The organism is Candidatus Paceibacterota bacterium (genome assembly GCA_041666545.1).
Taxonomy (GTDB): domain Bacteria; phylum Patescibacteriota; class Minisyncoccia; order Phycocordibacterales; family JBAYGS01; genus JBAYGS01.
This window is the reverse complement of record JBAYGS010000003.1, coordinates 38,876-52,918: the sequence shown is the minus strand read 5'-3', so window position 1 is coordinate 52,918 and position 14,043 is coordinate 38,876. Positions and strand designations below refer to the sequence as shown.

The window sequence follows — 14,043 nt, the reverse complement described above, 5'->3', positions numbered from 1 at the left end:
CAGCTAATTATATCAAGCGTTTTAAAGTTTTCCTAAAACGATAAAGCGAGGGGTGGTGTATAATATAAATGTTATGGTAAATGTAATAAAAAAATTACTCACGGTTTCTCTTTTGGCACTAGCTTTGGTTTTATTAATCTCGTCAGCAACCGATTCTCAGGCTGCCGGCAACGAGACTCCTTTTGGGGGCATGCACCTGCTCACAATGGGTTCAAGTGTTTGTACTTGTAGTGGCAACTCCCATTGGATTTTGGATTATAGAACCAATTCAGTTATCAAACTTTATTATGCCCAAGGAGATTCAAAGTTATATCCGAATAATAATGTTGAAGGTCGTTATCAAGTGGGCACTTATCGCAAAGGCAATGCCCAAGCTTGCAGTATCAGGGTTTATACATCGTGTGTCGATCTTCAAAATGACGGCACCTACGGCAGTAAGCCGGGCACGGGTACAACCAGGTAAAGATAAGTTGGCGGTGTTTCCTTGCGTATCAGGCGATTAGTTTGGCCAGCTGTTGCCAGTCTTTGATTTTCAGGTCCTCGGCTCGGATGGTTGGGGACAATTCCAACTGCCCTAGAATTTTTGTAATCTTCTCCCTCTTATAACTGCCGGCCAAGTTGGCGACTAGCTGTTTTCTTTTATGGGCAAATCCAAGATGAATCAATTTGAAAAAAATCTTTTCACTGCAGTCTTTAAAAAAATCTCGCGAGATTTCATCAATGGCTAAAATTGCCGAGTCGACTTTCGGTGGCGGGTTAAAAGAACCGGCCTTAACAGTTTTGATGTATTTTGGTTTGCCAAAAGCCTTGACGCTAAGCGAGAGCAAGCTTTCCTTGTTGTCTCTGGCCAGAATCCGGTCGGCGACCTCTTTCTGCACCAGCAAAACCATTTTTTCCGGCTGATTTTCGGTTTCCAAAAACTTTCTGAAAATCGCACCGGTTAGATAATAAGGGATGTTGGCGATTAGTTTGTAATGAGTAGTGAGTGGTGAGTCGTCAGTCAGAGAAAAGTTAAGAATGTCGGCGCTCACCAGGGTCAGCTCACCGGAAGTTATTTCTTTAGTGAACTTTTGCTGCAAAACCGGCATTAGTCGGCTGTCTTTTTCGACTGCGATGACTCGGCTGGTCTTCTGAAGTAAGGCTCCGGTCAAGACTCCTCGACCGGGCCCGATTTCTAAAATAATTTCATCCTTTTTGATTTGTCCAGCATCTATAATGGCCTTAATCGCGGCTGGCGAATTTAAGAAATGTTGACCCAGTGATTTCCGTGCGTACATCTTAGTTAATCAAAATAAATTATCTTCTCGGCCGGCAAATCCCAATTACGCTCCTCGGCTTCGAGGAAAATATCATCGATATCGGTGATAAATTCTGACGGTGCGTTCATTTGCGACGAACCGAAAATGGTTCGACTGCTGGAATAGGAAAGGAATAGTTTTTTGCGCGCTCTGGTGACGGCCACATAAAACAGGCGGCGTTCCTCTTCTTCCTCCCCCGCCGAAATACGGGCTTCGCCGATTTGGCGGTGTGGGAAGAGATTGTCTTCCAAGCCGGTGATGAAAACGCTATCAAATTCCAAACCCTTGGAAGCGTGGACTGTCATCAGCTTAACAGCTTTTTCATCTTTGACCAGCTCGTCCTGGTCGGTCGCAAGCGCCGCGTCTTCCAAAAGTTTTTCTGTGCCGGTAGGAAGTGGTAAATGATCATAACGAGTTGCCAGAGTGGCGAGTTCTCGTAAGTTTTCTAGACGCTCGTGGTCCTCCTCTGTACCGTTTAGCAACTCTTTTTCCAAACCGATTTCTTGCAAAACAAATTTCACCAACTCAGAAGGAACTTTTAAGCTGACTGCCTCTTTGATGTTGGCCAAGTGCTCTCTAAAATCTTCAACCTTGGCCCGGGTTGCCGGTGGCAAAGTTGCCTCCTGCTTGGCCAAAATTTTTATCAAAGTGACCTTGCCGATGCCCCTTGGTGGAACATTGATAATCCTTTTCAAATCGGCCGAGCTGTCGGGATTTAAAGCACCACGAATAAATGACAGGACATCCTTCACTTCTTTTCGTTCAAAAAAACGCGTGCCTAAAACTTGGTAAGGAATGTTGTGTAGCAGAAAAGCTTCTTCCAAAACTCGCGACTGAAAATTGGCTCGGTAGAGCACAGCGATTTCTCTAGGCGAGGCGCCACTTTGGATTAATTCCAGAGCTTTGTGGGCAACAAACTGAGCTTCATCAGTTTCGTTAATCGAGGCATAAAGGCCAATTTTATCCCCATCGCTTTTGTCGGTAAAAAGTTTTTTGGCAGTCCGGATTTTGTTCTTAGAGATGATTTGGTTGGCGACACTTAAGATATTTTTGGTCGAGCGATAATTTTGTTCCAGCAGGACCACTTTGGTATTTGGGAAATCTTTTTCGAAATGCAAAATGTGGGAAATGTTGGCGCCACGCCAAGCATAAATTAACTGGTCTTCGTCGCCGACGACACAAATATTATTAGTTTCACCGATTAACAATTTGGCAATCTGGTACTGGACCTTGTTGGTGTCCTGATATTCATCAATGTGGATATACTTCCAGATATCTCGGTAATGTCCCCTAACTTCGGCGTCGGTTTTCAATAATTTGGCAGCTTTTAAAAGCAAGTCGTCGAAATCGAGCGATTTTTCAGCTTTCAAAACCTTTTCATAATTTGCCCAGACGGAGGCGACGAGCTCGGAGAAGTAATTTTTCGAACTCTCCGCCTCAAAATCGCTCAAGGTCCTCCCCTCGCCTTTTTGCCAAGAGATCGCATTCAGAAATTTCTTCGGTTCGTAATCTTTTGGATCCAAACCGGCAGACTTTACAGCTTCTTTGACGGCGCGAAGCGAGTCGTTGCGGTCAAAAATTGTAAAATTTCTGGTCAGGCCAAGTTTCAAAGAATTTTCTCTGATGATGTGGACACCGAGCGCATGAAAAGTGCTCACAAAAGGCTGTTCAGAAAAGGCAATTGGTAGATTGAGCTCGGAATCCCCTCTGATTAGACCCATAACCCTTTCCCGCATTTCTTTGGCGGCCTTGTTGGTGAAGGTGATGGCGAGAATTTGATGAGGTGCTACGCCAGATTTAATGAGGTGAAGAATCCGATGGGCGATAGTTTTGGTTTTACCGGCTCCGGCTCCGGCGATGATTAGTAAAGGTCCTTCAAGGGTTGTAGCGGCCTCGTGTTGGCGAGGATTTAGACTTTCTAAGTGGGAAGACATGGGGGAAGTATAAGGTATAAGATAGAAAGTAGAAAGTATTTAAAAAGCCGTGCGAAGCGCACGGCTTAAAAGAGATCTGTCAGTTCAGTCGAGCAAACCACAATTGGTTGCTTTGGCTGTAAACAGTGTAAGAAGCGCCGGGCTTAAACAGTTCGTCCGGCTTTTGTCCAAGGATCAGACCGTCCAGACTGTAGAACTTGCCATCCTCATTGTAGAGTACGGTTTTTCCATCGACAGTGATCACAGCTCTTGGTCGAAAGATCTTGTTTTTGAATGAAACCAGTTCATTAGAGATCGGTTGGCCGTATCTCGGATTATCTGAAAACCTTTCACTCAAGAACCTGCCGGGAGCATAGAAAACTATCGCCGTGAGGACAAGCAGGACTAAACCCGCACTGAATCTGGTTTGCCAATTCCAATTGCGCGTAAGTGCTTGGATTTTGTGAAAGGGCTCACGAATCAAACAATCGAAACCTGATCGATAGACTAGGTAGAACATGAGAAGGCCAACCCAAGAATCAATCGTAAGTAAAACACTGCCGGTGAGTGACAAAAACTCATTTTTCACAAGTTTCCTTTCTTTTTGTTTTAGGACGAGTCTGTGTATAATTATGCATGTCTCTGTTAAAAAGTCAAGAACAGGCACGGCCGCGCGCAACGCGCGGCCGTGCCTGTCTTTGGTTTTTCCTTATGCTCCATGCTCTATGTTCCATTTTCCTAAAGGTGGACAACTGGTTTGACCTTAAAGTCTTTAAAAGCTAGTATGGATATATACCGAAAGGGTTGTTTTGCCGTTTATATGGCTTTGTTGAGCCATATATGTCAGAAATGGCTGTAAATCAGGCTTTCTCGGGAAACTTCGAAGCACGGCTATGTAGAGCCGTAATTTAGGAAATCCTAAAGATAGAAAGGTCAAAGCTTCAAAGTTTTAGAGAGTATAAATTAGGCTTATCTCTAAATCTCTAAAATATTCTGGCTCAACTGGCGCAATCTGTAAGGCCAACCAGATGAAAATATGGCTCAACCAAGGCTTTTCCAAAATGAAGCCGATTTTGGTTTTCTCAACTATTACCGCTACCGTTCTATTTTTAAGTTTGATTTTAGCTCCGCGAACTGCAAACGCGGGGCTTTTAAGTTTTATTTCTAGTTTGGTCAATAATGAGGCTGAGGCCGGAACTAACGGGTCGGTAGTTAATTCTCAAAATATGCCCCTGCTTCAGGCGACCCGGAACCCTAACCCGAGCTTGTCCAAGGGTGGTGACATCACAATCGTGGCAAGCTCCGCCCTACTTTCGGAAGCTGGCCCGGCCGGCACCTTGGCGGACATCGAAGATCCAAAATCAAGTCAGATTAGTGTCTACGTTGTTCATTCTGGCGATTCACTTTCCGGTATTGCTAAAATGTTTGGTGTTTCAGCCAACACGATTATTTGGGCCAACGACATTACCGGTCCGATTCAGGTCGGTCAAAAATTGATTATCCTACCTATCTCCGGTATCAAACACACCGTGGTTAAAGGTGAAACTCTACAGAGCATTGCCAAAAAGTACAAAGGCGACGCGGGTGAAATCAGACAATTTAACGGTTTGGATCAAGGTGCCAGTTTGATAGTTGGTGATACGATAATTATTCCCGATGGTGAAATGGCCGGCTACAGTGTTTCGACAATCAGTAGCACCTCAAAAATCCGTGGCGCAGGTGGTCCAGACTACGGCACCTATTACATTTGGCCGGTTCTTGGTGGCAGAAAAACCCAGGGCTTGCATGGCTATAACGGGATTGATATCGGTGCCTCAAGAGGTACACCAATCATGGCTGCGGCGAGTGGCCAAGTCATCATCAGTCGTTCCTCGGGTTGGAACGGTGGCTACGGCGAATATATCGTTATTGCCCACGCGAACGGTACTCAAACTCTTTATGGGCACCTTGATACCAATGTTGCCTACGAAGGTTCTTATGTCGTGCAAGGCCAGATTATCGGCTATGTCGGTTCTACCGGTCGTTCAACCGGACCGCACTTACACTTCGAAGTCCGAGGCGCGCAAAACCCTTTCAGATAGGTATTGGGTATATAGTATAAGGTATATGGTATGAAGAAAAAGAAATCCAAAAACCGCGTGAGCGGTTTTTTGTGAGTTCTTAATTATCTGGATATTTGTAGATTGGAATAAAATTGGTAGATTGGTATTACATTCTCTGTTTCGGTCGGTACTGCAAAGCTTCGAAAATATGTTCTCGCTCTACCGCGTCGCTTTTTTCTAAATCGGCAATGGTGCGAGCCAACTTTAAAACTCGGTGATAGGACCGGGCCGAGAGGTCCAACTTTTTTGCCGACTTGTTAAACTCATCTTTGACTTCTTTGGCCAAGTCGATCAGCTCAATTACATCTTTGGCGCTCATTTCTCCATTGGTTTTAATTGGTCTCTTAGAATCCTTAAATCGTTTAGCTTGAATTTCTCTGGCTTCAGCAATCTGCTTGCGTACGGTCTTGGTATCAGCGCCACTTTTTTCTCGGCTGGTTAGTGATTCATGATCAACGCTTGAGACTTCAACCCACAAATCAATGCGATCGATAATTGGTCCGGAAATTTTTCTCTTGTACCTTTCAATGTTCGAGGCACTACAAATGCAGGGTTTGCCAGAAATGCCAAAATTACCGCAAGGACAAGGATTCATTGCAGCGATTAAAATAAACTGCGCCGGAAATTGGGCGGTGCCTTTGATTCGGGAAACACTGACCACCCGGTCTTCAAGTGGTTGACGCAGACCATCGATGACTCGTCTTTCAAACTCCGGAAATTCGTCCAAAAACAAAACTCCTCGGTGGGCGAGAGTAATTTCTCCTGGCTTCGGCACTGTACCACCGCCGACAATCGCAACATACGAGGAGGTGTGATGTGGACTTCTAAGTGGTGGCCGAGTCACTAAGGTTTCTTTAAGTGTTCCGGAAACCGAATGGATGGCCGTCACCTCCAAAGCTTCTTCAAAAGAGAGGCTTGGCAAAAGATGGGTAAAAGCTCGGGCCAGCATGGTTTTGCCGGTACCGGGCGGGCCGTACATTGCCAAGTTGTGGCCACCGGCGGCCGAAATCAAAAGTCCTCTTTTGGCGCTTTCTTGACCTTTGATATCTGATAAATCCAAACCCCGCTCCGGCTCCTCATAAATAACTTGGGTTGGTGGAGTGACTTCTAGCTCAAATTTCAAAATTCTCGGGCTCTCATCTGTTTTGTCGAGGCTTTTCTCGATTAGGTGGGCAATAATTTCTAGTAAATTGTCGGCACCAAAAATTTTTATGTCAGAAATTAAAGCACCCTCCGTGGCGTTTTGTTTTGGCAGATAAACTTCCTCAATTCCGCGTTTTTTGGCTTCCGAGACTAGGGCTAAACTGCCGGCAATCGGTTGAAGTTTGCCATCGAGGGATAATTCTCCAAGAAACAGTCTTTTTTCCGGGTTAAAACGAATTAGTTTGGTAGCTAAGAGATAACCCAGAGCAATTGCCAGGTCAAAATTGGCACCCTCCTTTTTGAGTTCCGCCGGTGCGAGCGCTACGACCGTCCTCTGGTTCTTCTGTTTAGGTGAAAGAAAACCGCTGTTCTTGATAGCGGCCGAAATGCGGTCCCTGGCTTCTTCCACCGCTTTGTCCGGCAAGCCGACAATCGAAAAAGAATTCAGGCCTTTTGATAAGTCGGTTTCAACTTTGATAATCGCCGCGTCCAGATAATTTGTCTGGGCGGAAAGAACTCTTGAGAAAGACATAGTAATCAAATAACAAAATCCAAGAAACAATAATCAAACAAATTCCAACCAACTTAATTTTGGTTATTGTCTCTTGGTTATTGGTGTTTCATTTCGTGTGTTCAATACAGGTGGTGGCAGAAGGGTTGGCCTCTAATCGTTTAGGGTCGATGGCTTTTTTGCAGACTTCACAGGTTCCGTAAGTGCCGGCGGTAATCCTGGCGAGCGCGTCTTTGACATTGTTGTAACGGATCTCCAAATCTTTGAGAATGGCGGTGTTGTCTTCAAATTCTTCAATGGTGTCGGCAACTTCATTGCGGTCGGCGCTATCGGCGTCGATGTTTCCCGGTGTAGCTTGCCAATCGGCCGGGTTATTGGGATTTTTTTGGCCAATGCCATTAAGTTCGGTCTCGAGGGTGGCGAGCTCAGCTTCTAATTTGGTTTTGAGTTTTGTTGTATCAATCATTTCGCTATTATACTACAGCGAGCTCACGACACAAATCCACGAATAGTTAAGAACCCTTACAAATAGGGCACACGAATATAAAAGAGGTTAAGAGTTCGCGGGTATTTGTAATCGGTGTCGAGCGCTACCTCACCAACGAAGCGGTGGCAAGGCGTTCCAAAACTTTGCCGAAAGCGTTTTCGCTTGGGGTGATCAAAATTGTCGATTGGTCCAAAATTGAATAAAGGATTCTGGTTCGGCCGGTTGCGGTTCGCAAAATTCTTACATCTTTATTTTTAATTACCGTATCACTAAAGAGCTGGTCGTTGAAAAGCAAAGCGTTCGTGGAGGCGGTGGTTGTGGCGACCGAAGTGTCGTTTGGATAGGCCAAGAGGTCAGAAAAGTCGTAGGCTAAATCTTTTTCCCACTCTAACATTGAGGCGTAAGCCTGCTGGAAGGAATCAACTTTTAAAATCAAAAATGGCCGATTACCATCATAAGAGACCAAACCAAAAAGAAAGTCGTTGGAAATGGTACGCAAAAGCGAGTCGGGGATATTTTTAACCAATAATTTTAAGAATTGCTGGGCTGGTAAAATTTGTTTGCCGGTCGAGGCGTTGGTTTGGGTGAAATAAAAGCCCAAAAATGAGCCGAGTGGTATTTTGCTGTTGGAAACCTCATTCTGCAAAATTAATTTCAGACGGGCCGTGTCGATAAGGTTTAGGTCGATTCCCTTCTGTGATTCGGTTGGAATCAAAGTTTTGATCTCCTCGACTATGACCGTAGTCGGCGGTTTGACCGAATTGACGGCAAAGAAAATCGCCGTGATTCCACCAACGACTAAAATCAAACTGATGATTGTGACGATTAGAGTTGTGTAGGATTTCGGCTCCTCACCGGTGGTAGTTGAGACTCTTTCAATCGGGGTGGCGGCTCGTCTTTGACTTTCGGCGGTGGCGATTGAGACTGTTGAAGTGCCGTGAGATTTCATAAAAGCGGCAACATCACCTTCGTAGGTTCGCAAAGGCTTTAGCTCCGCGTCTTTGTTGTCGTGGTTGCCGTTTAAATCGCTAAAAAACGGGCCGATTGTTTGGCCGTGTAAAGATGTCGGGGTTTCCGGTGTTGTTGGTTTTGGTGGCACCGGGGGTGGTGGCATCGGCTGTGTTGGCGGTTTCGGCGGGATAGCTGAGGTTTCGGGCTTTGGTGTCGCGGAATTACCCCCAAGAAATTGGCTAAGTTCAGGATCCATTTGGAAATTATACGATATAAAGCTTGAAACATGAAGCTTTAAAGTAGACCGGCACACGACACAAATTACGAATGAAAACGAATGACACGAATGGAAAACCGCCAAGTAGTTACATGTAAATGCTTGGCGGTTTTAAACTTTTCAACTTCCAAACTTCTAAACCTCTAAACTTTCCCCGGCTGTTTCACGAAGTTCGGGTCGGCTTGTTTGATTGAGAGACTGATTCGGCCTCGCTCATCGATTTCTTTAACGACGACCGGTACTTTGTCGCCTTCTTTCAGGACGGCGGTGACCCGGTCGACTCGGAAGGGCGCGATTTCAGAAATGTGTACCAAACCTTCGGCGTTGTAGCCGATTCTCACAAAAGCGCCAAAGTCCAAGATTTTTACCACTTCACCTTGGAATTTTTCACCGCGTTTGTATTCGTGTGTCATTTCCTCAATAATCTTTTTCGCTTTTTCAGCTGAACCATTTTTACCGGTAATGAAAATTTTGCCGTCATCCTCGATGTCGATGGCCTCCACTCCAGTTTTTTCCTTGATGTCATTGATGGTCTTGCCACCGGAGCCGATGACGCCGCCAATCTGGTCCGGTTTGATTCTGATGATTAGGATTTTTGGCGCCTTGGCGCAGATTTCCGGTCGCGGTTCCAGGATGGCCTCGGTGATGACTTTCAAAATTTGAATTCGGGCTAGCCGAGCTTTCTCGAGAGCTTCCGGAAAAATGGAAAGCGGAATACCGCCGACTTTCACATCCATCTGCATAGCGGTGATGCCTTCCAGTGTGCCCGCGACTTTAAAATCCATATCGCCATAGTGGTCTTCCGGTCCCTGAATGTCAGTGAGCACTTTATATTTCTTACCGTCCTCGCTAAGCATTAAACCGGAAGCGATGCCGGCCACCGGTTTCTTGATTGGTACACCGCCGTCCATCAAAGCCAGAGTCGAGCCACAGACCGAACCCATTGAAGTCGAACCATTGGAAGAAAGAGCTTCCGAGACCAAACGGATGGTATAAGGAAATTGCTCTTGGTCAGGAATTATTGGCACGAGGGCTTTTTCCGCGAGAGCGCCGTGGCCGATCATTCGGCGGTTGGTGCTACTGGCTCGGCCGGTTTCACCGGTTGAGAATGGTGGGAAGTTGTAATGGTGCATGAAACGCTTTTGTACATTTTTTTCTTCAATTCCGTCAATAATTTGGGTGTCGGAAGGACCACCCAGGGTGAGCGCGGTCAGAATGTGGGTTTGACCTCGATAGAAAATTCCTGAACCGTGAAGAATTGGCGAAATTCCGCCGGCTTGCGCGTAGAGTGGGCGGATTTCATCAATCTTCCTGCCGTCAGCTCGGCGATTATTCTCAATCGCTTCGGTGTGGACGATTTCATTGGTGGCATCTTCAAAGAGATCGATCGGTAGGTTGATATTGGTGCCAGGAAATTTCTCTTCAACCGCCGTGAGCCACTCTTTCTTGAGTGCCTCAATCGAAGTGTCACCCGGCACACCAGTAAAAACTTGCTTCTCGAGTTTAGCGAGCACGATTTCTTTGAAAAGCGGGGTCAGTTCTTTCGGTGTTTCCGGCTTCGGAATTATCAATTTCTTTTTGCCGATTTCTTTGATGATTTTATTTTGAAAATCCTGGACCTTTTCGATTTCTTCGGAAGCAAATTGCAAAGCTTTGGCGACGGTTTCTTCCGGGACTTCGTTGCCACCGAGCTCGATCATGTTGATTTTGCCGTCTTTGCCACAGGCCACAAGTTCAAATTCCAGATTTTTGTCTTCGCGGATTTTGTAGCTGGGATTGATGATGAAGTTGTCATCGCCTTTCATCTTGGCCAAGCGAATTGCGGAAACTGGCCCGTTCCAAGGGATATGCGAGGTTCCAATCGCGAGCGAGGCGCCCCAGATGCCGAGCATATCCGGGTCGTCCTCTTCAATCGAGAGCACCGTGATGATTGATTGGATTTCGTTTCGAATCCAGTGATCGAAAAGCGGGCGGATGGTGCGGTCGACAATTCGGCCGGAGAGGATTGCTTCGTCTGACGGCTTACCTTCCCTTCTCACAAATCGCGAGCCGAGAATTTGACCGGAAGCGTAAAACTTTTCCTCATAATCAACTGTGAGCGGTAAGAAATCTTCGCCATCGCGAGATTCTTTTGACATTACTGCGGTCGCCAACACAACTGTGTTGCCGTAGCGCAACATCACTGAACCGTTAGCCCTTTCGGCCAAGTCGCTGAAGGTTGCGGTCAAAGTCTTGCCGCCGACTATCGTGGAGAATTCTTTTTTCTTCATAGATTGTTGATACCAATCTACAAATTTCATGCCAATCTACTAATATCCGAATGACCTCATTCGTAATTCGTGGATTAGGATAAGATTCGTGGATTAGTATTTTATTTTAATAATGATGACACTATAGCAAAAAGCTGGGGAAATAAAAATGCCCCGCACAGGCTGCCTGTGCGGGGCGGGAATCAAGTTTCTTTAACAATGGCTCCGACGGTAATCAGCCTTTGTCGTAAGGCATAAGCTGAAATGCCGAGGATGGCGCCGAGTAGCGAGAACAGGATGAGCCTCAACCAATCATAGCCGGAAGCGGCCTCGAATGATCGATAGAAAATTCCTTCCAGAAAAATGGCCGTCGCCGCGCCTTCGCCGGCCGCCAAGGCTGGGCGAGTGGCGATTCGGACGAAGATCATCGTCGGTAGGTCGAGGAGTACGATTAAGCCCGTGAGTGCCAAGAAGAAGAGTGACAGAATCAGGAATAAGTATGCCCCGATTGTGGTCAAGACCATTCCCAGAAAGGCCGTGCAGAGCATAGCCAAAATTCTGTCCAAAGAGACCTCTCTCTCGTTGGTGCTTTTTTCCTTGAACTTAGATTCAAGCCAATGAAAGAAGGTCTCCAGTTGGTTATCAATGAAGGCAAAGAATCTGTCGAGCCCTAAGCTATTCCAAAGACGCTGTTTAGACGCCCATTTGAAAATTTCACCCTCATAAATCGCGGAATTAAGCATTTTGCACAGTGGCCAGGCTAACTCGCCTCTGGTCCCGGTCAGTTCCTTTAATAAACTGTTATCTCCGGTGAGAAGGGCCATGAAAGCGGAGAATGAAATGACTGCAAACAAAAGAGGCACAAACCAATTCATTAGGACTGTACCAGCTGGGTCGTCGCAACTAAGGCCGGCGATAAAAGGCTGTGTCAAAGTTAGGCAAAAAGTCCCGAAAATAATTACCATGACGCCGAAGTCTTTTATAATTACAATTCCATTTCTCTTAAGTCGGGAACTGAAATTGTTGGGATCCTTGTTTTGAGTCGAACCACTTGGTGCCAATACCAACTCTTTCAGTCTCAAGTGGATCTGCCGGGGCGCAGCCCTCAGGATAGTTGTGACTTCGCGGTAAATTTCGCCAACAGTCCGGCAGACCCGAAAGGGATTTGCCATCAGCACTCCGGTCACGAAGCCGGTCGCCATGCCAACGAGGAGCCCCCAAAAACCGCCGATTCGGTGGCCGATGAGAATTCCCAAGGCAGTGCCAATCAAAGCGCCACGAATGATTTCCAGCCTGTCATTATTAAGGTTCACGGTGTCCTTTCACGGCCAAGTGCCTGTCGCACTTGGCCACTTGTTGAGGTTTCTGAAATCAATTCTCCACATAATTGGGTAAAAAGCAACAACACCCCGCACTTTTAGTGCGGGGTGTTGTTCCGGTCTTTTTAGGCCACTTCTTCCGAAGCTCCTGTTGAAGGTCCGGAATTTTTTCTCATCGGTCTCCGGGCGCGGTTGGCACTCGGATTTCCTAAGAGATATTTTCTTGGATTGGAATCGAGGTCGAAGAAATCATCGACGGCCTCGGTCAATTTGCCGGAAGTTGATTTACCGAATGAGACGACTTCAACTTGGCAGCCTTCATTCATCTGTAGATATTCGACCAAAGGAATGAAGTCACCGTCGCCGGAGATGATGATAACGGCATCAAGTTTCGGTGCCATTTTAATTGCGTCGACGGCGAGACCGACATCCCAGTCGGCTTTCTTGGCGCCGGAACCGAAAATCTGCAAGTCTTTGGTCTTGGTTTCAATTCCAACTTTAGTCAAAGCTTCGAAAAAGCTTTTCTCTTCGCCACTTTCGGTGGTGATGACGTAAGCCATCGCCCTGATTAGTTGTCTTCCTGCCAAAGCGTCTTTGACGACTTGGCCGAAGTTGACACGCGCGCCGTAAAGATTGCGGGCGGTGTGGTAGAGATTTTGGGTATCAATAAAGATCCCAACTCTCTGACTACTGTGTTTGATTACAGACATATTATTTAAATCAAAATGCAAAGGTCAAAAATGAAAATGACAATGCAAATATTAAAATTATTAAAAATGATTTCTAAACCAATTATACTCCAAAAAGAAGATATCCGCCTTTGGCGGATATTCTTCGAGATTTTACTTCTTCAAATCGAGTTTCTTGAGAATAGCGTTGTAGCGTCGGACATTTTTCTTTTGCAAATATTTTAAATGAGTCTGGCGTTTGGCCACCATAGACAAAAGTCCCCTTCTGGAATGGTTATCTTTTTGATTTTTCTTCAAATGGGAAGCCAGCTCCTCAATTCTTCGGCTTAAAATGGAAATCTGGACCTCCGGTGAGCCGGTGTCCTTATCGTGGATGGCCACTTCCTTGATAACTTTGGCTTTTTTGGTCTTTGAAATCATGTGGAGAACAATAGCATAAATGGTGTTTCTAAGCAAGTATGCGAATAGCGAAGCCACGAATACGCACACATGAATAGTTAAGAATCTCCACTGGTAAAGCATCCTAATAAAAATGAGATATATAAAATCCCGCCAAGTTGGCGGGAAGGATTTTGTTAGGCAGCTTTTGGTAAAGCCCCCATGTCGAGATTTGCTTCGACGAGTAGCCGTACCAGAGGCGGTATGTCGACGCAGATATCCTTGTAGCGGACGAGCCGGTAGTTTGGCACATCTGGGTCTTGGATCAGTCTCGTGATTTTGGCATCACAGTGTGCGATGGCCAAAAGTGGTCGCCTCCGTTTCTCAACTTGCACGGCCATTTCCCAGCCGAGTCCAATTGCCGGATGATCGCAGATGGCAATCAGTAAGTCACAGACATTAACACAGTCGGTAATGTCGTGAACATATACTTCGCGGCAGTCGCCACGAGAGAGTCCCAGAAATTCCAGGACTTCAACCCCGGGGATGTCTCTCAGTATCGATTTCAGTCTGTCGACTTGTCGCTTGAATTCCTCGGGGGCGTGAGTCAGACTACAACCGACATAGATCTTGAGAACATTATTTTTTATCATAAAGTACTTCTCCTGGCCTTAAACCTAGCATAACAGGGCTCAACTTCAAGTAATATTGTGCGACACTAAATCT

Annotated in this window: 13 protein-coding genes; 2 read left to right on the top strand and 11 right to left on the bottom strand. The window is 46.0% G+C overall.

Going from position 1 to position 14,043, the window contains the following annotated elements; all coding sequences use genetic code 11:
• The first annotated feature begins 73 nt into the window (after positions 1-73).
• Complete coding sequence (locus tag WCT25_03155) at positions 74-463, top strand: hypothetical protein (protein ID MFA6536404.1); 390 nt, start codon at positions 74-76, stop codon at positions 461-463.
• A 28-nt stretch (positions 464-491) separates the two neighbouring features.
• Here the strand turns inward: WCT25_03155 and rsmA are convergent, their stop codons facing one another.
• The 3 genes from rsmA to WCT25_03140 form a co-directional block, all read right to left on the bottom strand.
• A complete protein-coding gene (rsmA, locus tag WCT25_03150; protein ID MFA6536403.1) occupies positions 492-1,277 on the bottom strand; it encodes a 16S rRNA (adenine(1518)-N(6)/adenine(1519)-N(6))-dimethyltransferase RsmA in 786 nt (261 codons plus the stop codon).
• A 5-nt stretch (positions 1,278-1,282) separates the two neighbouring features.
• The gene (locus WCT25_03145) at positions 1,283-3,232 is read right to left on the bottom strand and encodes a UvrD-helicase domain-containing protein (GenBank protein MFA6536402.1); all 1,950 of its coding nucleotides are present in this window, start codon (positions 3,230-3,232) and stop codon (positions 1,283-1,285) included.
• A 79-nt stretch (positions 3,233-3,311) separates the two neighbouring features.
• Positions 3,312-3,800, bottom strand: coding sequence for a hypothetical protein (locus WCT25_03140; protein MFA6536401.1), 489 nt, complete (start codon positions 3,798-3,800; stop codon positions 3,312-3,314).
• 439 nt (positions 3,801-4,239) lie between these two features.
• On the opposite strand from WCT25_03140, the gene WCT25_03135 reads away from it, so the two are divergent.
• The gene (locus WCT25_03135; protein MFA6536400.1) at positions 4,240-5,292 is read left to right on the top strand and encodes a peptidoglycan DD-metalloendopeptidase family protein; all 1,053 of its coding nucleotides are present in this window, start codon (positions 4,240-4,242) and stop codon (positions 5,290-5,292) included.
• A 127-nt stretch (positions 5,293-5,419) separates the two neighbouring features.
• On the opposite strand, the gene WCT25_03130 is transcribed toward WCT25_03135, so the two are convergent.
• From WCT25_03130 to WCT25_03095, 8 genes are all read right to left on the bottom strand, one after another.
• Positions 5,420-6,988, bottom strand: a complete 1,569-nt coding sequence (locus tag WCT25_03130) for a YifB family Mg chelatase-like AAA ATPase (GenBank protein ID MFA6536399.1) — start codon at positions 6,986-6,988, stop codon at positions 5,420-5,422.
• A gap of 88 nt (positions 6,989-7,076) precedes the next feature.
• Positions 7,077-7,433 carry a TraR/DksA C4-type zinc finger protein gene (locus WCT25_03125; protein ID MFA6536398.1) on the bottom strand — a complete coding sequence of 119 codons (357 nt, stop codon included), beginning with the start codon at positions 7,431-7,433 and terminating at the stop codon, positions 7,077-7,079.
• 124 nt (positions 7,434-7,557) lie between these two features.
• Positions 7,558-8,661 carry a hypothetical protein gene (locus WCT25_03120; protein ID MFA6536397.1) on the bottom strand — a complete coding sequence of 368 codons (1,104 nt, stop codon included), beginning with the start codon at positions 8,659-8,661 and terminating at the stop codon, positions 7,558-7,560.
• A 164-nt stretch (positions 8,662-8,825) separates the two neighbouring features.
• Complete coding sequence (locus tag WCT25_03115; GenBank protein MFA6536396.1) at positions 8,826-10,952, bottom strand: polyribonucleotide nucleotidyltransferase; 2,127 nt, start codon at positions 10,950-10,952, stop codon at positions 8,826-8,828.
• A gap of 182 nt (positions 10,953-11,134) precedes the next feature.
• On the bottom strand, positions 11,135-12,244 hold the full coding sequence (locus WCT25_03110) for a hypothetical protein (GenBank protein MFA6536395.1): 1,110 nt from the start codon (positions 12,242-12,244) through the stop codon (positions 11,135-11,137).
• Positions 12,245-12,375: 131 nt separating this feature from the next.
• Complete coding sequence (locus WCT25_03105; protein MFA6536394.1) at positions 12,376-12,960, bottom strand: NYN domain-containing protein; 585 nt, start codon at positions 12,958-12,960, stop codon at positions 12,376-12,378.
• Positions 12,961-13,092: 132 nt separating this feature from the next.
• Positions 13,093-13,359, bottom strand: coding sequence for a 30S ribosomal protein S15 (gene rpsO, locus WCT25_03100; GenBank protein MFA6536393.1), 267 nt, complete (start codon positions 13,357-13,359; stop codon positions 13,093-13,095).
• A 155-nt stretch (positions 13,360-13,514) separates the two neighbouring features.
• On the bottom strand, positions 13,515-13,970 hold the full coding sequence (locus WCT25_03095; GenBank protein MFA6536392.1) for a hypothetical protein: 456 nt from the start codon (positions 13,968-13,970) through the stop codon (positions 13,515-13,517).
• Positions 13,971-14,043 lie beyond the last annotated feature (73 nt).

Excerpts from the sequence above, each read along its gene's own strand:
- WCT25_03155 (MFA6536404.1), top strand. The coding sequence starts at position 74 with ATGGTAAATGTAATAAAAAAATTACTCACGGTTTCTCTTTTGGCACTA.
- WCT25_03095 (MFA6536392.1), bottom strand. The coding sequence starts at position 13,970 with ATGATAAAAAATAATGTTCTCAAGATCTATGTCGGTTGTAGTCTGACT.
- rpsO (MFA6536393.1), bottom strand. The coding sequence starts at position 13,359 with ATGATTTCAAAGACCAAAAAAGCCAAAGTTATCAAGGAAGTGGCCATC.
- WCT25_03125 (MFA6536398.1), bottom strand. The coding sequence starts at position 7,433 with ATGATTGATACAACAAAACTCAAAACCAAATTAGAAGCTGAGCTCGCC.
- WCT25_03135 (MFA6536400.1), top strand. The coding sequence starts at position 4,240 with ATGAAAATATGGCTCAACCAAGGCTTTTCCAAAATGAAGCCGATTTTG.
- WCT25_03115 (MFA6536396.1), bottom strand. The coding sequence starts at position 10,952 with ATGAAGAAAAAAGAATTCTCCACGATAGTCGGCGGCAAGACTTTGACC.
- WCT25_03120 (MFA6536397.1), bottom strand. The coding sequence starts at position 8,661 with ATGGATCCTGAACTTAGCCAATTTCTTGGGGGTAATTCCGCGACACCA.
- rsmA (MFA6536403.1), bottom strand. The coding sequence starts at position 1,277 with ATGTACGCACGGAAATCACTGGGTCAACATTTCTTAAATTCGCCAGCC.
- WCT25_03130 (MFA6536399.1), bottom strand. The coding sequence starts at position 6,988 with ATGTCTTTCTCAAGAGTTCTTTCCGCCCAGACAAATTATCTGGACGCG.
- WCT25_03145 (MFA6536402.1), bottom strand. The coding sequence starts at position 3,232 with ATGTCTTCCCACTTAGAAAGTCTAAATCCTCGCCAACACGAGGCCGCT.
- WCT25_03105 (MFA6536394.1), bottom strand. The coding sequence starts at position 12,960 with ATGTCTGTAATCAAACACAGTAGTCAGAGAGTTGGGATCTTTATTGAT.